The 23,846-nt window shown below is 41.9% G+C and carries 26 protein-coding genes; 20 read left to right on the top strand and 6 right to left on the bottom strand.

Annotated elements, in window-relative coordinates:
- Nucleotides 1-1,107, top strand: coding sequence for a GerAB/ArcD/ProY family transporter (locus BABA_RS15345; RefSeq protein ID WP_007086121.1), 1,107 nt, complete (start codon nucleotides 1-3; stop codon nucleotides 1,105-1,107).
- Between the two features lie 62 nt (nucleotides 1,108-1,169).
- Here the strand turns inward: BABA_RS15345 and BABA_RS15340 are convergent, their stop codons facing one another.
- The 3 genes from BABA_RS15340 to BABA_RS15330 form a co-directional block, all read right to left on the bottom strand.
- Nucleotides 1,170-2,243, bottom strand: a complete 1,074-nt coding sequence (locus BABA_RS15340; RefSeq protein WP_007086120.1) for an LLM class flavin-dependent oxidoreductase — start codon at nucleotides 2,241-2,243, stop codon at nucleotides 1,170-1,172.
- A gap of 136 nt (nucleotides 2,244-2,379) precedes the next feature.
- Nucleotides 2,380-3,084 carry a hypothetical protein gene (locus tag BABA_RS15335; RefSeq protein ID WP_007086119.1) on the bottom strand — a complete coding sequence of 235 codons (705 nt, stop codon included), beginning with the start codon at nucleotides 3,082-3,084 and terminating at the stop codon, nucleotides 2,380-2,382.
- A 47-nt stretch (nucleotides 3,085-3,131) separates the two neighbouring features.
- A complete protein-coding gene (locus BABA_RS15330) occupies nucleotides 3,132-3,401 on the bottom strand; it encodes a hypothetical protein (RefSeq protein ID WP_007086118.1) in 270 nt (89 codons plus the stop codon).
- A gap of 113 nt (nucleotides 3,402-3,514) precedes the next feature.
- Between BABA_RS15330 and BABA_RS15325 the strand changes: the two genes are divergently transcribed.
- The 12 genes from BABA_RS15325 to BABA_RS15275 all read left to right on the top strand — a co-directional run bounded on the left by BABA_RS15325 (nucleotide 3,515) and on the right by BABA_RS15275 (nucleotide 14,718).
- Complete coding sequence (locus BABA_RS15325; RefSeq protein ID WP_007086117.1) at nucleotides 3,515-4,438, top strand: magnesium transporter CorA family protein; 924 nt, start codon at nucleotides 3,515-3,517, stop codon at nucleotides 4,436-4,438.
- A 173-nt stretch (nucleotides 4,439-4,611) separates the two neighbouring features.
- On the top strand, nucleotides 4,612-4,956 hold the full coding sequence (locus BABA_RS15320) for a hypothetical protein (RefSeq protein WP_007086116.1): 345 nt from the start codon (nucleotides 4,612-4,614) through the stop codon (nucleotides 4,954-4,956).
- 214 nt (nucleotides 4,957-5,170) lie between these two features.
- Nucleotides 5,171-5,893 (top strand): FadR/GntR family transcriptional regulator, encoded by a 723-nt coding sequence (locus tag BABA_RS15315; protein WP_007086115.1) that lies wholly within the window; start codon nucleotides 5,171-5,173, stop codon nucleotides 5,891-5,893.
- Nucleotides 5,894-6,136: 243 nt separating this feature from the next.
- A complete protein-coding gene (locus BABA_RS15310; RefSeq protein WP_007086114.1) occupies nucleotides 6,137-7,162 on the top strand; it encodes a zinc-dependent alcohol dehydrogenase in 1,026 nt (341 codons plus the stop codon).
- A gap of 143 nt (nucleotides 7,163-7,305) precedes the next feature.
- A complete protein-coding gene (locus tag BABA_RS15305; RefSeq protein ID WP_007086113.1) occupies nucleotides 7,306-8,637 on the top strand; it encodes an MFS transporter in 1,332 nt (443 codons plus the stop codon).
- Between the two features lie 232 nt (nucleotides 8,638-8,869).
- Nucleotides 8,870-9,703, top strand: coding sequence for a transketolase (locus BABA_RS15300; protein WP_007086112.1), 834 nt, complete (start codon nucleotides 8,870-8,872; stop codon nucleotides 9,701-9,703).
- Complete coding sequence (locus tag BABA_RS15295; RefSeq protein ID WP_007086111.1) at nucleotides 9,703-10,653, top strand: transketolase family protein; 951 nt, start codon at nucleotides 9,703-9,705, stop codon at nucleotides 10,651-10,653. The genes BABA_RS15300 and BABA_RS15295 overlap by 1 nt, the downstream gene beginning before the upstream one ends.
- Nucleotides 10,654-10,684: 31 nt before the next feature.
- A complete protein-coding gene (locus tag BABA_RS15290; protein ID WP_007086110.1) occupies nucleotides 10,685-11,443 on the top strand; it encodes an SDR family NAD(P)-dependent oxidoreductase in 759 nt (252 codons plus the stop codon).
- Between the two features lie 78 nt (nucleotides 11,444-11,521).
- A complete protein-coding gene (locus BABA_RS15285; protein WP_007086109.1) occupies nucleotides 11,522-12,238 on the top strand; it encodes a FadR/GntR family transcriptional regulator in 717 nt (238 codons plus the stop codon).
- 107 nt (nucleotides 12,239-12,345) lie between these two features.
- Nucleotides 12,346-13,302, top strand: coding sequence for a 6-phosphofructokinase (gene pfkA, locus BABA_RS15280; RefSeq protein WP_040346572.1), 957 nt, complete (start codon nucleotides 12,346-12,348; stop codon nucleotides 13,300-13,302).
- A 74-nt stretch (nucleotides 13,303-13,376) separates the two neighbouring features.
- On the top strand, nucleotides 13,377-13,520 hold the full coding sequence (locus BABA_RS27370; protein WP_157273206.1) for a GapA-binding peptide SR1P: 144 nt from the start codon (nucleotides 13,377-13,379) through the stop codon (nucleotides 13,518-13,520).
- Nucleotides 13,521-13,791: 271 nt separating this feature from the next.
- The gene (locus BABA_RS15275; protein ID WP_007086107.1) at nucleotides 13,792-14,718 is read left to right on the top strand and encodes a DsbA family protein; all 927 of its coding nucleotides are present in this window, start codon (nucleotides 13,792-13,794) and stop codon (nucleotides 14,716-14,718) included.
- A gap of 260 nt (nucleotides 14,719-14,978) precedes the next feature.
- On the opposite strand, the gene acpP is transcribed toward BABA_RS15275, so the two are convergent.
- Nucleotides 14,979-15,206, bottom strand: a complete 228-nt coding sequence (gene acpP / locus BABA_RS15270) for an acyl carrier protein (RefSeq protein WP_007086106.1) — start codon at nucleotides 15,204-15,206, stop codon at nucleotides 14,979-14,981.
- Between the two features lie 367 nt (nucleotides 15,207-15,573).
- Here acpP and BABA_RS15265 point away from each other — a divergent pair, with 367 nt between their 5' ends.
- Complete coding sequence (locus BABA_RS15265; protein WP_007086105.1) at nucleotides 15,574-15,846, top strand: KGG domain-containing protein; 273 nt, start codon at nucleotides 15,574-15,576, stop codon at nucleotides 15,844-15,846.
- 280 nt (nucleotides 15,847-16,126) lie between these two features.
- Here the strand turns inward: BABA_RS15265 and BABA_RS27710 are convergent, their stop codons facing one another.
- Complete coding sequence (locus tag BABA_RS27710; protein ID WP_162829842.1) at nucleotides 16,127-16,285, bottom strand: hypothetical protein; 159 nt, start codon at nucleotides 16,283-16,285, stop codon at nucleotides 16,127-16,129.
- A gap of 181 nt (nucleotides 16,286-16,466) precedes the next feature.
- Here BABA_RS27710 and BABA_RS15260 point away from each other — a divergent pair, with 181 nt between their 5' ends.
- The 4 genes from BABA_RS15260 to BABA_RS15245 are packed head-to-tail and all read left to right on the top strand — an operon-like array spanning nucleotide 16,467 to nucleotide 19,222.
- Nucleotides 16,467-16,799: an anti-sigma factor antagonist gene (locus tag BABA_RS15260; RefSeq protein WP_007086104.1), complete on the top strand. Its 333-nt coding sequence runs from the start codon at nucleotides 16,467-16,469 to the stop codon at nucleotides 16,797-16,799.
- A gap of 8 nt (nucleotides 16,800-16,807) precedes the next feature.
- Complete coding sequence (gene rsbW / locus BABA_RS15255) at nucleotides 16,808-17,278, top strand: anti-sigma B factor RsbW (RefSeq protein ID WP_157273210.1); 471 nt, start codon at nucleotides 16,808-16,810, stop codon at nucleotides 17,276-17,278.
- The gene (gene sigB / locus BABA_RS15250) at nucleotides 17,244-18,035 is read left to right on the top strand and encodes an RNA polymerase sigma factor SigB (RefSeq protein WP_007086102.1); all 792 of its coding nucleotides are present in this window, start codon (nucleotides 17,244-17,246) and stop codon (nucleotides 18,033-18,035) included. Before rsbW ends, sigB begins: the two co-directional genes overlap by 35 nt.
- A gap of 50 nt (nucleotides 18,036-18,085) precedes the next feature.
- Nucleotides 18,086-19,222 carry a PP2C family protein-serine/threonine phosphatase gene (locus BABA_RS15245; protein WP_040346570.1) on the top strand — a complete coding sequence of 379 codons (1,137 nt, stop codon included), beginning with the start codon at nucleotides 18,086-18,088 and terminating at the stop codon, nucleotides 19,220-19,222.
- A gap of 351 nt (nucleotides 19,223-19,573) precedes the next feature.
- Here the strand turns inward: BABA_RS15245 and BABA_RS15235 are convergent, their stop codons facing one another.
- Nucleotides 19,574-20,029: a Dps family protein gene (locus BABA_RS15235; protein ID WP_007086099.1), complete on the bottom strand. Its 456-nt coding sequence runs from the start codon at nucleotides 20,027-20,029 to the stop codon at nucleotides 19,574-19,576.
- A 190-nt stretch (nucleotides 20,030-20,219) separates the two neighbouring features.
- Here BABA_RS15235 and BABA_RS15230 point away from each other — a divergent pair, with 190 nt between their 5' ends.
- Nucleotides 20,220-22,976, top strand: coding sequence for an ATP-binding protein (locus BABA_RS15230; protein WP_157273205.1), 2,757 nt, complete (start codon nucleotides 20,220-20,222; stop codon nucleotides 22,974-22,976).
- Nucleotides 22,973-23,827, top strand: coding sequence for a CheR family methyltransferase (locus BABA_RS15225; RefSeq protein WP_007086097.1), 855 nt, complete (start codon nucleotides 22,973-22,975; stop codon nucleotides 23,825-23,827). Before BABA_RS15230 ends, BABA_RS15225 begins: the two co-directional genes overlap by 4 nt.
- Nucleotides 23,828-23,846: the final 19 nt, after the last annotated feature.

Raw genomic sequence — 23,846 nt, 5'->3', positions numbered from 1 at the left:
ATGATTGAAAAAGGAAAAATTTCTTACTTGGAAGTAACCCTTATTATGTATGCAACAGTTGTCACTACGGCCATTCTGTACATTCCATATGTCACGGCACAGCATGCAAAGCGTGATTTATGGCTGTCCCCCATATGGGGTTCTTTGAGCGGATTTCTGATCGTCATGATCATTGTAAAGCTCTCTAGGCTTTTTCCGGGGAAAACGCTAATCGAATATGGTGAACTGATTCTAGGCAGGACCATTGGCAAAATCATGGCGTTCATTTTCTTATTTTTTCTATTAAACGATACTGCGATTGCCTTTAGGGAATACGGTGAGTTCATTGAAAGTGCTTTTTTGCATAAAACACCGATCATTTTTGTTACCGGAAGTATTGCCCTTTCTTGCGCGATTGCTGTTCATGGGGGCATTGAAACGATTGGCCGATGTGCGATGATTTTTTTGCCGATTGTTTTGGCTCTCTACATCCTGATTTATGTTTTTCTCATTCCTGACTTGAATGTAAAAAATATATTTCCCATCATGCAAGACGGGGTGATGCCCTCTATTAAAGGTTCCCTTGCACCACACGCCTGGTTAAGTCAATTTTCATTGCTGTCGTTCCTCATTCCTTTTTTAAGGAAACAAGAAAAGGTCATGAAATGGGGAATGCTTTCGGTCATTGCCAGTGTGTTGACAATGGTATTTATTAATCTTGGCAATCTTTTTTTATTTGGCGGAATTATTTCCAACATCCATTTCCCCGTATTTGAGGCGGCAAGATATATCAGTATCGGTTCCTTTTTTGAACATATTGAGTCAATCGTCATCGCCGTTTGGGTTCTTGGTGGTTTCGTCCAGCTGTCCGCCTTTTTTTATATGCTTGTGATTGGTACTTCACAATGGCTGACACTGCCCAGTTATAAACCGTTTGTATTACCAATTGGTTTTTTAATTATTCTATTTTCGTTCTGGTCAATCCCCTCGTTCGAGGACATGATTCGAGGAATGGGGACAACTGTGCCCTTTTATTTCTTAACCGTTCAACTGCTCATTCCGATTTTACTCCTTTGCATTGCGCTAATAAGGAGAAAATGGGCAAATGAACCCCTTAAAAAGCGATGACATCGCTGCCATCGCTTTTGGTTCGTTTATTGTTATTTTGTTTCATTACAATGTATCCCTTTTTAGCTTCTTTTTTTAATTTCCTTTCGAACCACCGGAGCTACCTCAGTTGCTAATAGCTCTATGTTTTTAGCAACCTTATTAAAAGGTAAACCACCAATGTCAATTTGAGCTAGAAAGCGCTGATGTCCAAACAATTCATATTGACGGAGAATTTTTTCGATAATTTCTTGCGGGCTCCCGATGAACAAGCTGTTATTTGGACTAGCCATTTGCTCAAAATCAGCTTCAGAAATAGGATATAGCATCCCATTTTTCATAAAATATTTGAAATAATTAGTATAATAAGGATAGAATTCTTTCTTGGCCTGATGCGATATTTTACTAAGATTTCCATGTGAACAAACAGCCACCTTAAGACTTGCCGGAATGTGTCCTGCCTTTAATCCTTCACATCGATAGGCTTCAACGAGTGACTTAAAATAGACAGGGTCTCCACCTAGCACCGCTAACATTAACCCTTGCCCCAGCCTGCCTGCCCGTTCTGCACTTTCTTGTGAACTTCCAACACCAATCCAAACGGGGATTCTCTGTTGAATGGGTCGGGGAGCAATCGCCGCGTCCTTAAGCTCTGAGCGGAAATGACCTTTCCAGGTAATTCGCTCATTTTCGTTTAGTTTTAATAATAGTTCTATATTCTCTTTGAATAACTGATCATAGTTATCCAAACTATAGCCGAACAGTGGGAATGATTCCAAAAACGCCCCTCTTCCTGCTACGATTTCAGCACGACCATTTGAAATGATATCTAATGTTGCAAAGTCCTCGAATAATCGGACTGGATCTTGTGTACTTAAAATAGTAGTTGCGCTGATTAACTTAATTTTGCTAGTAACTTGAGCAATCGCCGCTAATAAAACCTGTGGTGATGATACAGCAAAATCTAAACGATGGTGCTCGCCAATCCCAAACACATCAAGTCCCGCATCATCTGCCAGCTTAGCTGCCTCTACAATTTCATTTATACGTTGTTTTGCACTTATAAATTGACCAGTATCAGGATCGCTAAGCAGTTCCCCAAAAGTATAAACACCGATTTCGAATCCAGAATCAATTAAATCGATTTCCTTCCCCATAAGTCACCTCCAACAAGGGATATTAGGATACTAGCAACTTACTCATTCGCTATTATAAATGTATACAATGACTTCTTTGGCCAATACACTTTAAATTTTTTTAAACAAGCCAAATTATTGAAAAAGGAATACATGGCTAGGCCGGCTGCAGTTTTTTGTGATTTTCCTCCATTAGCTGAAGATCGTGCGCAAATGTTTTGGAAATGACCTTTTTCATTCCAAACAACAAGATCTGATCGCCTTCCTGGATGGGGGTGTCATAGATATGTTTAACAATCCTGACCTTGCCGCGTATGATCAACAACGCGACAAGCTCCAGCTCGTCATGATCTGCGGCCGCTTCGTTTAAGGTACGATTAACAAGCTCAGAATCTTGATAAATATGTAAATTAATGAGTGTATCGTCTTTATTTTTTAAAAAGACATCCCTTATTGGCATGTCGGCAAGCTCGATTTGTTGTTTCATTTTTCGATTAAAAGTCCGCGCTAAAAATCGTTGAACGACGTCCAGTTTTAACACGGCAAAGACGACAATTACAGCGGCAGCCGCCAACAAAATTTCCTTCGTCCGCAGGCCGTTCGAGAGGAATTGGCTAATCGAAGAGATAATCACGGCAAGGGAAAAGGCGCCAAATAGAATCAGAAAACTGCCCAGTTTGCGGCGAACCGGATGCCCTAGGATTAGTTCAGATTCTTCGGTTGTAAAGCCGGTTCCGGTCATCATCGAAATCACCTGAAACCGGGAAACTTCCACTTTCAGCCCCGTTAAGCGAAATAGAATCACAAAAATTTCGATAACAGCCCAAACAATCACCGAATAAATCAATAAAAAGAGCAGCATAGTTTCACCTCTAACTAAAAATAGTTGGGGCACTAGCGCCCCAACCCTTACTGCATTTTCTCATTATAAAATTGAACGGAATACCCCGCGCCCTCGCTGACCATGTTGTTGTCCTCTAAATCATGTGGATGGGGGTGACCGCCTTTTTCAATCGGAAGCTCTTCGGTTTTTTCAAAAACAGTCGGTTTCACTTTGCGTTTTAAGTCCCTTAAAAAACTTTCCGCCTTGATGCGATTCGGTTTATTGGACAACCACATGGCTGCCGATGCACCAACTCCTACAGCGAGTAAGGTGCCTGTACCTAAAACTCGTTTCATCATAATCCCTCCTTGTCACTTTAAATACCCCAGCGACCCTGACATCAAACCTATTTTTCCATGTTTTGTTTTCGTCCATTTCGGGGATGTAAGGGTAAAAAGGGGAGAGGTAATTGGAAAAGTGGATGGGGGAAAACAAGTGGGAGTACTTGCAGTTACATAAGATTGAATTGGATCGCATCAAACAGGCGATTGAGCAGGACGACTGTACGAACGGCTGGCTGGAGCAGGTTCAGGAGAATAAAACCAATTTCCTAAGGGTGGGCTGCTTAGAGAATGGGGAAAAGGTCATTAAAGGGTCGCTTATTTATAAACAACATTTTGCTAGGGAGCGGGATTGTAAAATATTTCACTTTTATTTGACGGCGGATAAGCTGGTGACGATTAATCTAGAATTAGATTCGGAGGAGCTTGAATGGCAATTAGAGAAGACGAAAAATGCCGTCGATGGCTTTTTACTACTTCTTGGCGAGCTGATGAATGAGATGTTAGTGGAGATTGATCAGTTTGAGAAGGCGCTGAAAACATTGATTTGGAGTGTGCGAAAGCGCAATGAAACGGGGATTCTTGAGCTTGTCTATACCCGCAGGCATGAACTTTTGGTATGCAAGAATCTCCTGATTCCGATCAATGAAGTCCAAATGGCGATTGAGGAAGTCAATCTTCATGGGGGCGGCAGTGAGGAGATTTTTTTCTCCACCGGCAAGCGGATTGAGCGGGCGATGGTGTTGCTGAATGAATATGAACATGAGCTCGATTCGATTATTAATTTAGAGGAGGTTATTTCCTCCCATCGCGGAAATGAAATTATGAAAACCTTGACGGTGATTACAACGATTTTTACACCGGTTATGGCCTTTGGGGCGTTATGGGGCATGAATTTTAAGCATATGCCAGAACTCGAATGGCGGCATGGCTATGGGTTGTCGATTATTCTCATCATCGTCTCCACACTCCTGCTTTATGGCTATTTAAAAGTCAAAGGCTGGACAGGAGACCTGTTAAAGGGGAAGAAGAAAGGTTCATTTTTTAAATAAAGGTTTTAGACTTGTGATTCGGTGGTACAACATGATTAAGGTTACAAACTAGTTAACCTAACTTAAGAATCCAGCTTAAACAGGAAGAGGGTGGTGTAAATATGTGGTTGCAGGTTCGATACCCGTTGGGATAAAAGACAGCAATCTGGAAAAATAAAAAGGAGGAAATGAACATGGCTAAAAATGTTGCGGATCAGAAGGATATGGAAGAAAAGTTGGAAAAGGAAGCACCGTTTTCGAAGAGGAACGAAAAAGAGCGTGATGTGCAGCAAAACGGGCAACGGTATGGAGACGACATTTCTAGGAATGGCGATCCAGAGATGCAGCAAGAGGACAAGCAAGGTAATGGAGATAACAATTCCACGCAAGGTGAAAGTGACCTACAGCAAAAATATAGGGATAGCACTTCCATGCAGGGTGATATAGAACGGCAGCAGCAGAAGGATGGCACGGCGATAAACGAGGATGAGCTGCAGCAAAAGTATGGACATAGAAACGAATCTAGCACTTCGAAGTAAGGTGAAAGTTTAAAAGGGTGAGGCAGGGGTGAGGCAGAGGGAGCCGTCCCCTGCTTCAAAAAACGGAGCTTGCGCTAACGCGCAAGCTTCTTTTGCATCAAAAACTATCAAAGGGGATATTTCTGATCCGGAATTTCCTGGTTCTGTTGCCCTTTTTACAAAATTTCTTTATAATTATACATGTCTAATTACTTACTTAGGATACAAATAAGGCATGAAAAAAGAGGTGGTTATTATTAAGTTTAATCCAGTTTCTAGCAAGAAGTTGTATATGCAAATTTATAATCAAATTCTTTCAGAAATCCAATCGGGTTCATTTAAAATAGGTGATAAATTGCCGGCCGAAAGAGAGCTATGTGAAATGTTTGGTGTCAGCCGTGCTCCAATTCGACAGGCTCTTAGCGCCTTGGAAATGAATGGTTTGATTTATTCTCGTCAGGGCGAGGGAGTTTATGTGAAAAGCAATAAGATTATTGCTGATCATTCTGATTCGGCCATTTTCTTTAACTCGATATCCCCTGAAGATATCGTTGAGGCAAGGATGAATATTGAACCACTTATTGTACAATTTGCGGCTCAGCGGGCAACTGATGAAGACATAGCGGAACTTCGTTCGACCATCAAACAGATGGAGGAAGAAACGAAGGCCGGCGTATATGTACCAGAAACAGACGAAAAATTACATAGTGGTATTGCAAAAGCTTCACATAATGATTTATTTATTAACATCATGGCGGCTATTATAAACGCAATGAAGCAACAGGAAATGTGGAAATTTATACGTGACCGTACCGTAACACGACCAGATTATCGAGATGTTAATTTTAAAGAACATGAATTACTCATCAATGCGATTGAGCATCACAACCAAGATGAAGCTGTGGAAATCATGACTAACCATATGCAAAACTTATATGATCGGTATTGGAAGGATTAAATGAAACGGTTTTGCTAGGTTTAAAAGATAAACAATTGTTTATAGGGCCTAATATTTTTCATTCCTCATTAAAATTGATGGGGAATTTTTTTTTTTGATGAGGGCCATCTTTTAAATTATTAGATTGTTGAAAAAACACATTGACAAATAAAAATTAGAAAAGTATATTAAAAACATAACAACTTAGTAGACAAGTCAACAAGAGTACAAGTGGTGATGATTAATAAATAAAAGGAGTGAATTATGAGAGCAGCAGTCATTGAAAAACCATTTTCGATAGGATTAAAAGAGGTTAGCGAACCGGTAATAACGCATGCTAATGAAGTTAAAATTCAGGTGATCGTAACTGGAATATGCGGATCAGAAATTCATGCTTACCACGGAACCCATCCTTTTCGAATTCCACCAGTCATATCAGGGCATGAGCTTGCCGGGGTGGTTGTCGAAATAGGTTCAGAGGTCAAAGATGTCTCGGTGGGTGATCGCATTACTGTGGAGCCTCATTATGGCTGTGGTGTTTGCAAACAATGTCAAGCTGGAAATTATAATATTTGTAAAGAAAAAAGTGTGTTGGGTACACAAGAATGGATTGGTTCCTTCGGAGAATTTATTGTTGTTCCGGAAAACACCATTGTAAAGTTGCCAGATAATGTATCCTATGAGCAGGGTGCCTTAATCGAACCCCTTGCTGTTGGTGTCCATGCTGTTAGAAAGGCTGGAATAGGTCAGGGCGATAAAGTAGCGATACTGGGAGCAGGCCCGATAGGTTTGGGACTATTGGTAGCCACAAAAAACTCAGGTGCAACCAAAATCTTCATAACAGATGCTCTGGAGTATAATTTAAATATTGCAAAGAAACTGGGAGCCACTTCTCCAATCAATACAACATATGAGGATGCAGTTGAAAGAATATTGGAAGAAACAGATGGTGAAGGCGTAGACACGGTATTTATCGCTGTTGGAGTCCAATCTGTGCTAAATGATTCCTTCAAGATAGTCAAAAGGGGCGGGAAGGTATCTGAAGTTGCCCTTTTTGGAAAGAAACCGGAAATTGATATATCTTATATTCAAAATAAGGAGATCCAATTAATCGGATCCAACATGTATGTGAGAGATGATTTCGAGATTGCAGCGGAGGCAATAGCGGCTAATTCATTTGATACCTCTTTGTTTATATCAAAGATTGTACCAATTGAAGATGTCAAGGATGCCATGAACATGGTTGATCAAAAATCAGAAAATGTTGTTAAGGTCTTATTGAAATTTTAAAATGTACCATATTTTTGAAGCTTTAAAGCTATGTATTTATTCCTTTTTTATTAATCATATTGAAAGAATAAAAAGGTTTTTTGAAAACGCTTAATGTAAGGGGTTACGTTAATTATTAGGGAGAAATTAAAGGAGGAGTTACTTTGGATATGCTTCAATTAGAACGTTCAACCACTAAAAAGGTAACGTTACGATTAATTCCGTTTTTATTTTTATGTTTTACCATATCGATCCTTGATCGGGTAAATATTGGATTTGCCGCACTACAAATGAACCAAGATTTAGGTTTTTCTAACGCTGTTTTTGGATTTGGTGCAGGGATCTTTTTCCTTGGATATTTCCTTTTAGAAGTCCCGGGCAGTGCCATTATGACGAAAATTGGACCAAGAAAATGGATTAGTAGAATCATGGTTACATGGGCAATCATTGCCATTTTTATGGCCTTCGTCAAAACTCCGATGCAGTTTTATACAGCGCGATTTCTTTTGGGGGTTGCTGAAGCTAGTTTTTATCCATGTATGGTATTTTATTTAAGCGGTTTTTATCAAACGAAGCATCATGCAAAGGCAATTGCAGGATTTATGATTGCTATACCGGGTGCTAATGCATTAGGCTCACCACTTTCCACATTCTTACTAGGAATCAACTGGTTAGGATTCGAAGGATGGCAATGGCTGTTTATCTTGGAAGCAATTCCAGCTGTTATTTTAGGTATCATCTGCTTTTTCTATCTAGATGATAAAATTGAAGATGTAAAATGGTTAAACAAAGACGAGAAAAAATGGTTAATTGATATTACAACAAAAGAGAAACTTGAAAAACAGGAAGTAAAACACTATACCTTCTTACAAGCTTTGAAGGATCGTGATGTTCTCATCTTATCTGCCGGGTATTTTTGCTGGATGGTTGGTTATTACGGGATTGTTATGTTTTTACCAACCATTTCAAAAGGTTTAACAGAGAAAACATCCCTTAGTATGCAATCAATGGGTTGGGTTTTAGGGTTAATGTATGTTTGCGCAATGGTTACGATGATTCTAGTGAGTAACCACTCTGACAAAAAGAACGAGCGACGCTGGCATGTTGCCGGATGTTTGACAACCAGTGCTATTGCCATGATCGTAAGCAGCTATATTGCAAATACAAGCATTGTCTTATCATTTGTATTTCTAACCATCGCTCTATGCGGTGCATTCGGTGCATACGCTCCATTCTGGGCTATTCCACCATCATTTTTGACTGGAGCTGCCGCTGGAGGTGCCATTGCACTGATCAACAGTATAGGGAACCTTGGCGGATTCTTCGGACCGTATATTGTCGGATATATTAAGGATCTAACAGGATCATTTAATGCAAGTATGATTTTCTTAGGTATCAGTATGATAGTAGCCTCTTGTATTGTTGTTTTCTTAGTGAAACAGTCAGGTAAGGCTCTACACGTAAATGTCGAAAAGGGATTGAAAAAGTCCAGTTAAAAATGTAGATCACCATTTCTTTAGCTTCATCCCGCTGCCGGCTGAAACCTTCGGATAACAATGTTTTTGTTATCCGAGGGTTTTTTTAAAAGTTTCGATTATATGGATAATTTTTTAAAAAACCATGTTGACAATCCGTTCATCGGTGCTATACTGAGTTCATAAGTTAACTTAGTATACAAGTAGACAAGATAACAGCAAATGATAATCAAAATCTAATGGGGTGACTGGTATGAAAGATGTCAGCATTGAAGAATTAAAGCAAAAGGCCATTGAATTGAGAAGCACAGCTCTCACGATGATTCACGAAGCACAATCTGGACATCCGGGTGGTTCCTTATCTGCAGCAGATGTAGTAGCGGCACTATATTTTAAGGAAATGAACATTGATCCGAATAATCCTCAATGGGAAGATCGTGACCGGTTTGTTTTATCAAAAGGGCATGTTTGTCCAATTCAATATTCAGCATTAGCTTTACGAGGATATGTACCGTATGACACGATTTACACATTAAGAAAGTATGGTTCTCCATTCCAAGGACATCCGGATATGAAAAGGTGTCCAGGTATTGATATTTCTACAGGGTCTTTAGGACAGGGACTTTCTTGTGCAGTAGGAATGGCACTGGGCGGCAAAAGAGATTCAAAGAATTACCGGGTTTTCGCCATGTTAGGTGATGGAGAGTGTCAAGAAGGTCAAATTTGGGAAGCTGCACAAAGTGCCGTTAAGTATCAATTAGATAATTTGGTTGTATTTGTTGATGATAATGGATTACAAATTGATGGAACAACAGAAGAAATTATGCCAAACCAGGACTTAGAAAAGAAGTTTCAAGCATTTGGATTTGAAACAAGAAGAATCAATGGACATTCGATGGAAGAGATTGTCGAAACATTAGATGATATCCGCGAAGCAAACAATGCAAAACCAAAATGTATTGTCCTTAACACAGTTAAGGGTAAGGGAGTATCTTTTATGGAGCATTCAGTTAGCTGGCATGGTGTTGCTCCAAATGATGTTGAATTTTTCAATGCATTGGAAGAAGTAGCTGGGGGGTTAAAATAATGAGCATAATGGAAAAAGATGTTTTACCGAAAAAAGCTACCAGAGAAGCCTTCGGTGATGAAATTGTAAGATTAGGTGCAAAGAATAAAAATATTTATGTAGTGGATATTGATATCGGTAAATCATGCAAGACGACGGAATTCGCAAAGCAATTCCCCAATCAACATGTGAATGTTGGGATTGCTGAGCAAAATGGTGCTGGATTAGCTGCAGGGCTTGCGACAACTGGTAAAATCCCTTTTGTAAGCACTTACGCAGTATTTGGCTCGTTAAGAATGGCGGAGCAGATTAGACAAGAAATTTGTTATCCGAACCTAAATGTAAAAATAGCTTGTTCCCATGGAGGACTTACTCCAGCAAATGATGGAGCAAGTCATCAAAGTATTGAGGACATGGGCGTTTTACGAACGATCCCCAATATGACGGTCATTATGGGTGCTGACTATTATTCTACGAGAAAATTAGTAGAACAAGCGGCAGAAATGTATGGCCCTGTATACCTTCGTTTTACAAGAGACACAGTACCGGTTCTATATAGTGATGATGAGGAATTTACAATCGGGAAAGCGAAGCAAATCAAGGACGGAAAGGATATCGCGATTATTGCAAATGGTGATACCGTTTATCTCGCCTTAGAAGCAGCAAAGCAATTAGAAAAAGAAGGACTTTCTGTCAAGCTATTAGATATGCATACGATTAAACCTCTAGATCGGGAAGCCGTTGTTGACTGTTTATCGATTGGCAAGATCATTACCGTTGAAGACCATAATATTTTAAATGGTCTTGGAAGCGCAGTCTGTGAAGTAGTGGCTGAAGAAGGAAAGGGAACCGTAAGAAGAATTGGGGTTCAAGATCAATTCGGACAGTCTGCCCCATACGAAACATTGTTAGAGCTTAATGGTATTACGATAGAAAATATTGTAAACACAGCGAAGGATTTGCTGAAGTAACCAAGCAAGAATTGAGAAGGAGAGAAGAAACATGTTTGAATTAAATAATAGAGTAGCGATTGTAACTGGAAGCGGTTCAAAAAGAGGGATTGGACGAACTATTGCATTAACCCTTGCCAAACAAGGAGCAGCGGTTGTTGTCGCTGATCTCAACATGGATGGAATTCAGGATACCGTTGATGCGATTACAGAAGCTGGTGGAAAGGCATTAGGAGTAGAATTAAATGTAACCAGCAAGGAATCGAATGACGCCATGGTCGAAAAGGCTCTTCAAACATTTGGCAGGATTGATATTCTTGTTAACAATGCCGGAATTTCACAAAAAGTAACAGTTCAAGATATGACATATGATGATATAACAAGAGTATTCAATGTTAACATGTTTGGATTATTCCTATGCTCACAAGCAGTATTAGAGACAATGAAAAAACAAAAGTATGGCCGAATCGTTAGTCTTTCCTCTGTCTCCGCAAAACGTGGCGGTGGAGTATTTGGAGGACCACACTATTCCGCTTCAAAGGCTGCTGTCCTAGGATTTTCGAAAAACCTTGCCCGCGAGGTTGCACTTGATGGAATCACAGTAAACTGTGTGGCTCCAGGACTTGTTAATACAGATATCTGGAAGTCACTTCCGGAAGAAGAGGCAAAGAAGGTTGTAGACGGCATCCCTATGGGAAGACCGGGTGAGACGAAAGAAATCGCCGCCACAATTGCCTTCTTAGTATCAGAAGAAGCGTCTTATATTACAGGAGAAGAAATTGATATTAACGGTGGTTCACACATGGATTAATTAATAAATCCTTACTGTACAGGCATTCCAGTCGGGATGCCTGTCTATTTTTAAAAAAGAAAAAAATGGAGAGGAGTAATGGTAATTATATTTAATCCAGTGGCCAGTAAGAAATTGTATATCCAAATTTATCATCAAATCCTTTCCGAAATTCAATCAGGTTCATTTAAAAAAGGTGATAAACTGCCTACAGAAAGAGAGCTTTGTGAACAGTTCGGTGTGAGTCGTGTTCCAATTCGACAGGCTCTAAGCGCATTAGAATTGAATGGTATTATATATTCCCGTCAAGGCGAAGGGGTTTATGTGAAAAGCGATCAAATTGCACCCAATCTGTCAGAGTCAGCGATCTTCTTTAATTCGATATCCCCTGAGGATATTATTGAAGTAAGAATGAATTTTGAGCCTCTTATTATAAAACTTGCAGCCCTTGCGGCGACGGATGAAGACATCGACGAGCTGCGTGCGACGATTAATGTGATGGAGCTAGAAACCAAGAAGGGTGTCTATGTACCAGAAACAGACGAGAAATTACACATCGGTATTGCCAAGGCCACTCATAATGAATTAATCATCAATATCATGAAAGCCATTAGTAATGCAATGAAACAACAAGAAATGTGGGAATTTATTCGAGACCGAACGGTAACCCGACCAGATTATAGAGACATTAATTTTAAAGAGCATCAATTACTTATTAAATCGATTGAGGAACACAACGAAAAAGAAGCAGTGGAAGTCATGACTAAACATATGAAAAACTTATACAATCGGTATTGGAGAGATGATACAAATTAAAGTTTTTGCTCTTAAATATTTTGACACTAAAAACCACCATAAAAGCGCTTGACCTTTACGGTGAAAAGGGTAATAAAATTTTAAATTGTTTAGGAGTTGCATTGGTCATGACAAAAATAGGTGTCCTAACAAGTGGCGGAGATGCCCCGGGCATGAATGCCGTTATCAGGGCAGTAGTAAAAGCCGCAAGTCACTATCATTTGGAAGTAATGGGCATACAGTGTGGATTCCAAGGTTTACTTGAAGGTAAAATTCATCGATTAACTCCTTTAGAGGTAGAGGATATTGCTGACAGAGGTGGAACGATATTAAAAACGTCAAGATCCATGGAATTCATGGAGGAAATAGGAAGAAAAAAGGCCGTTGAGATATTAAAAAACCAGGGCATAAATTCTTTGATTGTTATTGGTGGCGGAGGGTCTTTAAAAGGAGCCGAAAAGTTACACGAATTAGGGATTAAAGTGGTTGGTATACCTGGAACAATTGACAATGATTTAGCTTTTACAGACTATTCAATTGGATTTGATACCACTTTAAATACCGTTTTGGAGTGTATCGGTAAAATTAAAGATACAGATTTTTCTCATGATAAAACAACGATAGTTGAAGTGATGGGAAGATATTGTGGTGATCTAGCCTTGTATTCTGCGTTAGCAGGCGGCGGAGAAATCATCTCTACCCCAGAAAAACCGCTAGATGTAAATACCATATGCTCAAAATTACGTCTAAGAATGAGTAATGGCAAAAAGGATAACATCGTGATTGTAACGGAAAGAATGTATGAGTTACAAGACTTACAGCGATATATTGAAGAAAAGTTGAACATTAGTGTAAGAACTACCGTATTAGGGTTCATCCAAAGAGGGGGAAATCCTTCAGCATTTGATCGGGTATTAGCAAGTAACATGGGAGTTACAGCAGTCGAACTGCTGATGAATGGATATTCCGGACAAGCTGTAGGGATTAAAGAAAATAAAATCATTCATAAAGAACTTGGAAACATAAATGCCGGGATAGCTGACAAGCAGGATAAATATAGATTACTAGAAAAGCTTTTAAGCTAGATTTATCATATCCCTTTATCTGTTGAGTGTATTAAATCAGTTTTATTAAAAGTATGTACGGGGGGCAGAGAATAATGGGCGAAACACTAACAGTAAAACAAGGTACAATTATATGTCAAGTGTGTGAAACAGAAATTGATATGGTCGATAGCATAGATGGTGTTAAAACATGGTATGGAGTATGTACAGAATGTTCCCAGGAGAAGAAGGAAGAGTAGTGAGTACCGAGAGGAGGGTTCTCTTGGCTTTGTTTGAAACAAAGACAAAAAGGAGATTATGACACATAAGTCAAAATCTCCTTTTTCCTTTTAATTTTGAAGCGGTAAGAACCGTCCCCTGCTTTACTTTTTATACAATTTCCTCAATGTGTTGTATAAACGACAAATCTATAGAACTATTGGTGTTGATGATTGTCATTCTCACGTACAATTCAATTGTAAAGAAAATAATAATGTTGAAAAGTAAAACATCTATAGGGGGACAAATGAATTGAATAATAATAATATGATTTGTGATTTAGAAACAGGTGTATGCGGAGTCGCTGGAGAGGAAGAAATGGAGATGATTGATTTTAATCAGCCAAAAAAATCAATTAATCTTTATTATGTGACGGATCCTATTTGTTCACATTGCTGGGCAATTGAACCCGTGCTCCGTCGTTTTATCGAGCAGTATGGAGAGTATTTTAACTTTCATCCGGTTATGGGTGGTTTGCTGGAAAAATGGCATGACGGGCCAATCGACCCTGCCAACGGAATTTATAAACCAGCCGACGTTGCTGGTCACTGGAGAGAAGTTGGAGAATATTCAAGAATGCCAATTGATGGGACTTTAATGATTGATAATCCTGTTCAATCATCCTACCCACCCTCTCGTGTATTTAAGGTCATTCAAAAAAATCATAATGAGCAAAAAGCACATGAATATTTGCGTCGTGCAAGAGAGGCCCTTTTTGCCTTTAATCAAAATATTTCAGATCCATCCGTTATGATTGAAATCGTAAATAAACTTGGTCTTGATGGAGAAGCCATTGTCAATGAAGCGGAACAACCAATCGGACAACAATTATTGAATGAAGATTTCGGTCTAGCCAGAAGCTTAGGTGTCAGAGGTCTTCCTACCATCGTCATGATCAATGAGGAAAATAAAGGAGTAAAAATTGTGGGCGGCCGCCCGTTTGAATCCTATGTGGACGGTTTAAAACAAGTTTTAAATAGGGAAGACCTGCAGCCAAAACAGCAACCATCCCTTTCTAGCCTGCTGGAAAAAGAAAAACTGCTCTTTTCTAAAGAAGTTGAAGTCATGTACGACGTGGAACAATCAGCTGTTACCTCTTTTATTGAAAAAGAGCTTTCATCAGATCAGTATCAAGTGAAGGAAATTCTAGGGGAAGCCTATTTTACAACTACTAAATAAACAAAATGAAGCAGTGGGGATTGTGCCGTTTTGAGGTACTTTTCTTAAGATACGTGCCGAAATGACAGTGGAATTGGTATTTGAAAAGGTAAACTCGCCATAGTTGAGGAAGCCCCTTTTAGCTACCGAGTTACTAAGGATCATACAGCTTTTATCGATTATTATGGTTTTAAAGTTCTAGAAAAGCCCCAATCCTTAGCGGATGCCGCGTGCGATACGTTCAGACGTGATCAAGTGTCCGCCTGCGTGGGGCCATCCTATTATCGCTTTTCAATATAGTTTACGACATCTCCGACCGTTTGAAGCTTCGCTGCGACTTTGTCACTAATTTCGATGGCGAATTCATCTTCAATTTCCATGGTCAGATCCACCATATCAAGAGAATCAGCTTCGAAATCATCTTTGAATGATGCTTCCAATTTAATATTCTCCATTTTGACACCCAGTTGGTCTGCAATAATTGGCTTTAACTTTTCAAATGTGGTCATTGGGTCAACCTCCTAGTATTTTCGTAACCACTATTATAACAGTCAAATTCGGAACGCAAAATATAAAATAATATCCAGTGAACAGTTGATAAAATGGAAGTTTACTCCATTCTCATTTTGGGTATCAACCGTAACTTGAATATAAATGGGAAGCAGGGGACGGTCCTTATGCTTCATCTGGTTCTTGTTACAATTATTTCAAAACTATTAAAATGGGGAAATAGAGTTTTAGCGGCAAGGGAAGGTGGTACAACATAACCAAGGTTACAATGAGTCGAAGCAACGTGGAACGGCTCAGGTAATCTTGATGTAGGCGTTCATAAGTGGGATGGCTACACGAAAAAAAACATAGGGGAGGAATTTGAACATGGCAAGCAAGGATAATGACGGGAAAATGACGTTAGAGGAAGCGGGACGTAAAGGCGGCCAAGCGACAGCCGAAAATCATGATAAAGAGTTTTATCAAGAAATCGGCCGCAAAGGCGGAGAAGCAACAGCCGAGAATCATGATAAAGAGTTTTATCAAGAGATTGGCCGTAAAGGCGGAGAGGCCACAGCCGAGAATCATGATAAGGAGTTTTATCAAGAGATCGGGGAAAAGGGCGGCGAAGCAAGAAGTAACCAACGTAAGGATGATTAGAATTGTTGATCCAGCTAGATAAGCTTAAAAGACGAGGCTTGTGCTAACAGCGCAAGCTTCTTTTTTGCGGGTCGTTGCACTTTATCAACTAGATTGGACCATATATCGACCGATTTCGAAGGGGTATCAACCACTTTTTAAATATATCAACCGCTATTGACCTTTTATCAACCACTTTTCAGTATTTATCAACCACTTGCTTTAAAAAGCATAAAAGCCAGGCGGGTAGCCTGGCAAGGTCATTGTTTTTATGCAGGATCCGTTGAACAGACCACTGCCGCTATTGCAGCGGATCCTGCGTTTTGTTCCGCTCTTCCTTCAGCTCAGTGCCGGTTTTGGCCTTCTTCATTTGCTTGCCGAGTTCCTTCACTTCCTCTAAGTTTTGGGCCATCGAACTATTGTCAGCCGACTTGAGCTCCTCATCATTTCTTTTTTTCATAGATTTATCACTCCTTTCCCTGTCAGTACCCTATTTTTTGAAAAATAAAACCTCGTTCAAACAGTCCATTCGATTAACTAGCATATTTTGGTATAATACAAAAAAGAAATTTTTTTAAAAAGGATGTTTAAGATTCTAGTAAACGGGTATGTACAAAATAAAAGATTAAAGGTGTGATGGTATGAACATGAAAATAGATAAACAGCAGCACGATCAGGAAATTGTGGTACGGGTTAGCGGGGAAATTGATGCGTTTACGGCGCCGCAGCTAAGAGAGGAATTATTGCCGCTTGCTGAGGGGAAGAATCAATTGATAACGGTTAATCTTAAGGATGTATCTTATTTAGATAGTACCGGGCTGGGCGTATTTGTTGGCTTGTTCAAGCAGCTGAAGAATAATGGCGGCGAATTAAGGTTGGTTGAGTTATCGGAGCGATTAAAGCGACTATTTAAAATTACCGGTTTGAGTCATATCATGAATATTTCTGCAAATTCAGAGGGTGGGGAAGAGTGAACAAAGTGATGGATTATATTGAAATGAAAATTCCGGCCAAGCCGGATTATGTCGGGGTCATAAGATTAACGTTATCGGGAATTGCCAGCCGCATGGGGTATACATATGAGGAAATTGAGGACATGAAAATCGCTGTCAGCGAGGCGTGTACGAATGCTGTCCAGCATGCCTACCACAAAGACGAGGGCGGGGAAGTGATCATCGGCTTCGGGGTGTATCAGGACAAGTTGGAAATCGTCGTTGCCGATAGTGGAAAGAGCTTTAATTTTTACCAAACAAAAGAAGAACTTGGCCCTTATACGGAAACTAGTACGGTGGAGCAGCTTTCAGAGGGAGGGTTAGGCTTATATTTGATAGAAACGCTGATGGATGAAGTCCGGGTGTTGAATCATTCCGGTGTAACGGTCTTCATGGTGAAGAACCGAAGTGGGGAGCGTGAAAATCATGACACAACCATCTCAAACCGGGAGACGAACTAAGGAAGAAATTGATGCCCTGATATTGGCGTTCCAGCAGGATGAGGACCCAGAAGCGCAAAACGTACTGGTGGAGCATTACAATGCACTGGTCGCAAGCCTGGCACGGAAATATTCCAAGGGGAAAAATTTTCACGAGGATATTATGCAGGTGGCGATGATTGGGTTATTGTCGGCAATTCGGCGGTATGATCCCGCTTTGGGGCGATCCTTCGAGTCGTTTTTAATCCCGACTGTTATTGGGGAGATTAAGCGATTTTTACGGGATAAAACATGGGGCGTCCATGTCCCGCGAAGGATCAAAGAAACCTGGCCGAAAATTAAAACGGTCGTGGACGAGCTGACCAATCAATATCAACGATCCCCAAAGATCCACGAAATCGCCGAGTATATGGAGATTTCCGAAGAGGAACTTTTAGAAGCGATGGAAATGGGGAAAAGCTATCAGACCGCCTCCGTTGACCAAACGATTGAAACGGGATCTGAGGGAAGTACGGTGACAACCTTAGATATAGTTGGAACGCATGATGAGGGCTATGAAAGGGTGGATCAAAAGCTATTGCTTGAGAGTGTCCTCCACGTTTTATCGGACAGGGAACGGGAAGTGATTCATTACACATTTGTCGAGAATAAGAGCCAAAAGGAAACAGGCGAGTATTTGGGGATTTCACAGATGCATGTATCAAGGCTGCAGAAAAAGGCGCTTGAAAAATTGCGGAAAACACTTAGGGGTCAGACCCCCGATGCGTTAATGCGGTAACACAGTGGGGGTCTGACCCTTTTAAAAAGGGGTTGGCAAAAGGGATGGCTATGAAAATTGTCATTGTCGATGACAATAAAACAAATCTGATGATAGTTGAAAAAATATTGTACAATGCAGGCTATAAACGATTGGTGCTACTGTCTTCCGCTATGGAGTTATACGATTATTTACAGCTTGATGCGCCTCATCCCGGTGAAAGTGATATCGATTTAATTTTGATGGATTTAATGATGCCGGAAATCGACGGCATTGAGGCCTGCCGCACGATTTTAGCGACTGAGCGGTTCAACGATCTTCCGATTATCTTTGTCACGGCAATGGGCGATTCCAATATAATGGCCCAGGCGATGGATGCCGGCGCCCTTGATTATGTGATGAAGCCGATTAATAAAGTGGAGCTGCTGGCGCGCATTCGCTCGGTACTGCGGTTAAAGCAGGAGAAGGATTTACGTAAGGAACGGGATAAGCGGATTCAATATGAGCTGGATTTAGCCAAGCAGGTGCAGCTTAGTATGCTTTCAGGCCCGATTCAGGAGGAGGATGTGGTCATTTCGGCGGTTTACAAGCCTTCGTTTGAGCTTGCCGGCGATTTGTATGCCTGGTACAAGATCAGCCCGCACCGTTATGGCGTGATTTTGCTCGATATGATGGGTCATGGGATTTCATCGTCGCTCGTGTGTATGTATATTTATTCGGCGTTAAAGGATTCGATTACCAGTTTGTGCGACCCGGAGTCCGTGATGATAGAGCTGAACCGGCGCATGAATCAACTACATAATGATAGTTTAATAAACTATTATTTTACGGCCATTTACTTCGTTCTCGACACCGAAAAGCAGACAATTGAGTACGTGAATGCCGGGCATCCGGCGGGAATTGCGATGGTGGATGGAGAAGTGCAGTTGCTGGAGGAAGGTTGCTGTGCCTTGGGCTTTTTTGATGAGATTGAGGTGAGTAAAGGGGTCATTTCCTACGAGGACAGGGCGCGGATTTTGCTGTATACGGATGGCTTGTCGGAATGGCTCGAGGAGGAGTATGAGGATGCGAAGGTGACGCTGACCAGCTGCATGCAGGAGGATGGCATGGATGACCCGGCGGCGCTGCTTCAGCGGCTGCAGCCAAGGTGCGAGGTTATGAATCCTCAAAAGGATGATATTTGCTTGGTGATGATTGCGACGAAGTGATTGGGTGGGGGGGATAATCGGCGGATGGGCGTGCGGCAATCGTCCAATCGGCGATAGTTCTTCCTGCTCTACAAAAGGTTGATGAAGAGCGGTTCTACGTGACCGATTTGTGAGGAATCTATGAAAAAGGTAACGTAAAAGGGTTCTACGTGACCGATTCGTGGGAAATCTATGAAAAAGGTAACCTAGAAGGGTACTACGTGCCCGATTCAGTAAGAAACTATGAAAAAGGTAACATAGAAAGGTTCTACGTGCCCGATTTTGTAGGAATCTATGAAAAAGGTAACCTAAAGCCAAAGCAAGGTGCCAGCATCCCCGCTGGCACCTATTTTTTCGCCTAAGAACCCAAACTTATTCCGCCAAGTACGCCTCAAGCATCCATTTATGCTTTTCTAACGACGTCCGAATCGCAATGAACAAATCCGCGGTTGGCTGATCGTCGTTGTCTTCGGCTGTGGTGATTCCCTCTGTAAGCTCTGTGCAAATAGTGTCAAAGTCATCGGCCAAGGCTCGAACCATCTCACCTGCACTCTCGCTGCCGCTAGCCTCCTCAAGCGAAGCCATCTCCAATTGCTCTTTTAAAGTAGCCGTCGGTAACGCTCCAATTGCCAGCATTCGTTCGGCGATCGTATCAAGATGTAACGCCGCCTCCGCATACCATTCTCCAAACTTAACGTGCAGCGTGAAAAAATTCTCACCTTTTACATACCAATGATAATGATGCAGCTTCATATACAGAACAGAGAAATTCGCCACCTGCTTGTCGAGCACATCTGATGATAAAACCTTTTCTTTTGTTTTTGCCATTTTACATACCTCCATATAGTTGATACTAGTTTTTGTACCCACCCCCAAACTGATTGAAACCACTAAATAAATTTTTCAAAAAGAAGGTTTCGTGAAAAAGAGAAATGGGTAATTAGTAGGTAAAAGTGTGTGCTCCATTCAAAACGGAACGATTTATGGTAGAATAAGGTATATTTTAATACCGGGGGCGATGACAATCAAAGGTTGGAATTACAACATCCATGCCAAAATTATTACTGGCTACTTAACCATATTGGTCTGCTTGGTGCTATCCCTGTTGATCGTGATTAATAGAATGACAGCTTTGCAGAATGAGGTTGATTTCGTATCCAAACACGATATTGAAGTCCACGACCTAGCGAATCAAATTCAAAAAAATATCCTCCAAATGGAAACCGGGATGAGAGGATATGTGATCACGGGCAATGAGGAGTATCTTGAGCCCTATAATCTGGCGAGCCGGAGCTGGCTGGACAATTACAATAAATTGCATTCCATGTTAGGAGATAACGGGAGCCAGAAGGGGAATTTGGACGAGATTAAACCGCTGATGATGACCTGGATAGAGAAATCTGGGGAATACGTAATTAATCAAAAAAAGGCGAACAACGTCGAGGCGCTGGACGAGCATTTCACGAAAAATACCGGAAAGAAACTGACCGACCAGCTGCGCACGCAGTTAGATTCCTTTCTCACCAATGAAAAGCAATTGACGGCTAATCGGATTACCCAGCTCAATCAAAACAATACAAATTTAAAAATAACCTTGTATGCGATTATCATTTTGGTGACGGTGATTACGATTGTTACTGCCTTCTTCCTGTCGAATTCTATTGTGAGAACGATTAAACAAGTGGTTGAGGCGATTAAGAGTATTACTGACTCAGAATCAGAGGTTGATCTGACAACAAGGATCAAAGTGAATACGCGTGACGAAACCCAGGAGCTGGCAGAGGCGATGAACAGCCTCCTGAGCAATCTTGAAAGACAGAGCTGGGTACAGGAAAGCATGACGGACATTTCCACTATGTATCAAGGGATTACCGATATTACCGAACTGTCGCAAGCGTTTGTGACTAAGCTTGCTCCGTTGCTCGAAGCGACTTACGGGGTTGTCTATCTTCGCCGGAGTCAAGGCGGCTTAGTGGATTACGTCAAAGTCGCCGGCTACGCGATTGCGAATGAAGAGCGGGTCGCGGCGAGCTTTCGCTTGGGTGAAGGGCTAATCGGTCAAGCAGCGGCTGATAAGCGAATATTTTTGATTGATAAGCTGCCGGAGGAGCATTTTGAAGTGACCTCAGGCTTAGGGGCTTCTTCGCCAACGAATTTATTAATTGCCCCGATTCTCTTTGAGGATAGGGTTGAAGCGGTGGTCGAATTCGCCGCGTTCCAGCCATTTCTTGCGCAGCACCTAACACTGCTGGACTTGCTTCAGGACAAGTTTGGGTCGGTGATTTCTAGTGTGAACGGGCGGATGGAAGTGGAAAGGCTGCTCGGGGAATCGCAAATTTTAACCGAAGAACTACAGGCGCAATCAGAAGAACTGCAGGCGCAATCGGAAGAATTGCAAATGCAGCAGGAACAACTCAAGGTGACCAATGAATTTTTAGAAGAGCAGAAGCAATTTGCCGAACAACGGGCGTATGATTTGAAAAAAGCGAAGGATGAGCTGGAGGAGTATTCGCTGAAGCTGCAAATGAGTTCGCAGTACAAAACGGATTTTCTTGCGAACATGTCGCATGAGCTTCGGACGCCATTGAACAGCATTCTGATTCTGTCGCAAATGCTGATGGAGAGTAACACGGAAATGGACAGCGCAGAAGTGAGCGAATACGCCCGTGTGGTCAATACCTCCGGCGGGGATTTGCTGCGCTTGATTGATGATATCCTCGATTTATCGAAAATTGAAGCGGGAAAAATTGAAATTTTGACAGATGAAGTGAATGTGACAGAAATTCCACAGATGATGCGGAATCTGTTCGACCCAGTCGCAGCGAATAAGAATGTGATGTTTAACGTGTTGACCGACCCAGACGTCCCTGCGGTTATTTTGACGGACGGCCAACGACTGCAGCAAATTTTGAAAAATCTGTTGTCAAATGCCTTTAAATTTACGGAACGGGGCTCGGTAACGGTGCGAATGGAAATGGCTGCCCCTGAAGAGGTGCCCGATATCCAAGCAGAGGAGGGGGTACTGGCGATTTCGGTTACCGATACCGGAATCGGGATTCCACTCGAAAAGCAGCAAATTATTTTCGATGCCTTTCAACAGGTGGACGGTACCACGAACCGGCAATATGGCGGGACAGGGCTGGGCTTATCGATTTGCCGCGAATTTACCAAGCTGCTCGGCGGCGCCCTCCACGTTCAAAGCGAGCCGGGTAAGGGAAGCACGTTTACGTTATATATTCCGTGCAAACTGGAGTCTGACTACTATGGTCGAGTGGATGATTATGGTCTGGCACTGGAGGAAGTGGCCGCAAGTACGCGCGTCCTAACGGAGGAAGAAGTCCCTGCGGACGAACCGACTGAAGTCGAGAGCTCAGGCGATTTGCTTTTTAAAGGAAAAAAGGTACTTCTGGTTGAGGACGACGGACGGAATGTGTTCGCGCTGGTTACTGCTCTAGAAAGAAAAGGGGTTACTGTAGAGGTAGCTGAAAATGGGAAGCGCGCCATTGAAATGCTGCGGCAACAAGCCGATTTCGACCTGATTTTTATGGATATTATGATGCCGGTCATGGGCGGGTATGAGGCGATGCAGGTCATTCGCCAGGATCTCGGCATGCAGTCCCTGCCGATTATCGCTTTGACCGCCAAGGCCATGAAGGGCGAACGCGATAAATGTATGGAAGCAGGGGCGTCTGATTATATAATGAAGCCTTTAAATATTGACCAGCTCTTCTCGCTGATGCGGGTATGGCTGACGGAGCAGGTGGATCCGCAATGAAGACACAGTCCGACCTAGAGACAGAGGCATTGCCGCTGAATGAACTTCAGGAAATCGAAATCAATTTGCTGCTCGAGGGATTATATCAGAAGTATGGTTACGACTTCCGCGGGTACGTGCGGGCATCGCTCTGCAGAAGGATTTTGAATCGGATGAAGGCGGAGCGGCTGCCGACGATAACGGCTTTATTGGAAAAAGTACTTCATGAACAGGGATTTTTGGAGCGATTATTGAATGATTTGTCGATCCGGATGACGGAAATGTATCGCGACCCGGACTTCTTCGCCGCCTTTCGCAGCGAGGTGGTGCCGCTTCTTAGAGAGCTGCCGGAGATTCGGATTTGGCATGCCGGCTGCGCGACCGGGGAGGAGGTCTATTCGATGGCCATCCTGATCCAGGAAGAGGGCCTTGCGGATAAGACCACCATCTATGCGACCGATATGAACGCAAAGGCCTTGACCGCTGCGCAAAAGGGAGCTTTTCCTTTGAAGAAAATGCAGCAATATACGAAGAATTATTTGAAAGCCGGCGGTAATAAGGCCTTCTCCGAGTACTATACGACAGACCATCAATTTGCTTATTTCCAGCCTGGTTTGGCGGAGAAGCTCATTTTTGCCCAGCATAACCTGGTGACAGATGGCTCGTTCAATGAATTTCATGTGATTCTCTGCCGCAATGTCATGATTTATTTTGACAATGGCCTGCAGCAACAGGTTCATCGCTTGATGTACAACAGTCTGGCAGATGGCGGCTTCATCGGGCTTGGCAGCAAAGAATCCATCTTGTTTATGCCTAAAGGAATACAATATGAGGAATTTAATCTGCATGAGCGGATTTATCGGAAGGTGTAGAAGGTGCCTGACCCCAATG

The organism is Neobacillus bataviensis LMG 21833 (genome assembly GCF_000307875.1).
Classification (GTDB): domain Bacteria; phylum Bacillota; class Bacilli; order Bacillales; family Cytobacillaceae; genus Neobacillus; species Neobacillus bataviensis.
This window is presented reverse-complemented; position numbering and strand designations above follow the sequence as displayed.

Bases quoted from the DNA above. Each gene is read 5' to 3' on its own strand.
- BABA_RS15345 (WP_007086121.1), top strand. From the start codon at position 1: ATGATTGAAAAAGGAAAAATTTCTTACTTGGAAGTAACCCTTATTATG.
- BABA_RS15340 (WP_007086120.1), bottom strand. From the start codon at position 2,243: ATGGGGAAGGAAATCGATTTAATTGATTCTGGATTCGAAATCGGTGTT.
- BABA_RS15335 (WP_007086119.1), bottom strand. From the start codon at position 3,084: ATGCTGCTCTTTTTATTGATTTATTCGGTGATTGTTTGGGCTGTTATC.
- BABA_RS15330 (WP_007086118.1), bottom strand. From the start codon at position 3,401: ATGAAACGAGTTTTAGGTACAGGCACCTTACTCGCTGTAGGAGTTGGT.
- BABA_RS15320 (WP_007086116.1), top strand. From the start codon at position 4,612: ATGGCTAAAAATGTTGCGGATCAGAAGGATATGGAAGAAAAGTTGGAA.
- BABA_RS15315 (WP_007086115.1), top strand. From the start codon at position 5,171: ATGAAAAAAGAGGTGGTTATTATTAAGTTTAATCCAGTTTCTAGCAAG.
- BABA_RS15310 (WP_007086114.1), top strand. From the start codon at position 6,137: ATGAGAGCAGCAGTCATTGAAAAACCATTTTCGATAGGATTAAAAGAG.
- BABA_RS15300 (WP_007086112.1), top strand. From the start codon at position 8,870: ATGAAAGATGTCAGCATTGAAGAATTAAAGCAAAAGGCCATTGAATTG.
- BABA_RS15295 (WP_007086111.1), top strand. From the start codon at position 9,703: ATGAGCATAATGGAAAAAGATGTTTTACCGAAAAAAGCTACCAGAGAA.
- BABA_RS15290 (WP_007086110.1), top strand. From the start codon at position 10,685: ATGTTTGAATTAAATAATAGAGTAGCGATTGTAACTGGAAGCGGTTCA.
- BABA_RS15285 (WP_007086109.1), top strand. From the start codon at position 11,522: ATGGTAATTATATTTAATCCAGTGGCCAGTAAGAAATTGTATATCCAA.
- pfkA (WP_040346572.1), top strand. From the start codon at position 12,346: ATGACAAAAATAGGTGTCCTAACAAGTGGCGGAGATGCCCCGGGCATG.
- BABA_RS27370 (WP_157273206.1), top strand. From the start codon at position 13,377: ATGGGCGAAACACTAACAGTAAAACAAGGTACAATTATATGTCAAGTG.
- acpP (WP_007086106.1), bottom strand. From the start codon at position 15,206: ATGACCACATTTGAAAAGTTAAAGCCAATTATTGCAGACCAACTGGGT.
- BABA_RS15265 (WP_007086105.1), top strand. From the start codon at position 15,574: ATGGCAAGCAAGGATAATGACGGGAAAATGACGTTAGAGGAAGCGGGA.
- BABA_RS27710 (WP_162829842.1), bottom strand. From the start codon at position 16,285: ATGAAAAAAAGAAATGATGAGGAGCTCAAGTCGGCTGACAATAGTTCG.
- BABA_RS15260 (WP_007086104.1), top strand. From the start codon at position 16,467: ATGAACATGAAAATAGATAAACAGCAGCACGATCAGGAAATTGTGGTA.
- rsbW (WP_157273210.1), top strand. From the start codon at position 16,808: ATGGATTATATTGAAATGAAAATTCCGGCCAAGCCGGATTATGTCGGG.
- sigB (WP_007086102.1), top strand. From the start codon at position 17,244: ATGACACAACCATCTCAAACCGGGAGACGAACTAAGGAAGAAATTGAT.
- BABA_RS15245 (WP_040346570.1), top strand. From the start codon at position 18,086: ATGAAAATTGTCATTGTCGATGACAATAAAACAAATCTGATGATAGTT.
- BABA_RS15235 (WP_007086099.1), bottom strand. From the start codon at position 20,029: ATGGCAAAAACAAAAGAAAAGGTTTTATCATCAGATGTGCTCGACAAG.
- BABA_RS15230 (WP_157273205.1), top strand. From the start codon at position 20,220: ATGACAATCAAAGGTTGGAATTACAACATCCATGCCAAAATTATTACT.
- BABA_RS15225 (WP_007086097.1), top strand. From the start codon at position 22,973: ATGAAGACACAGTCCGACCTAGAGACAGAGGCATTGCCGCTGAATGAA.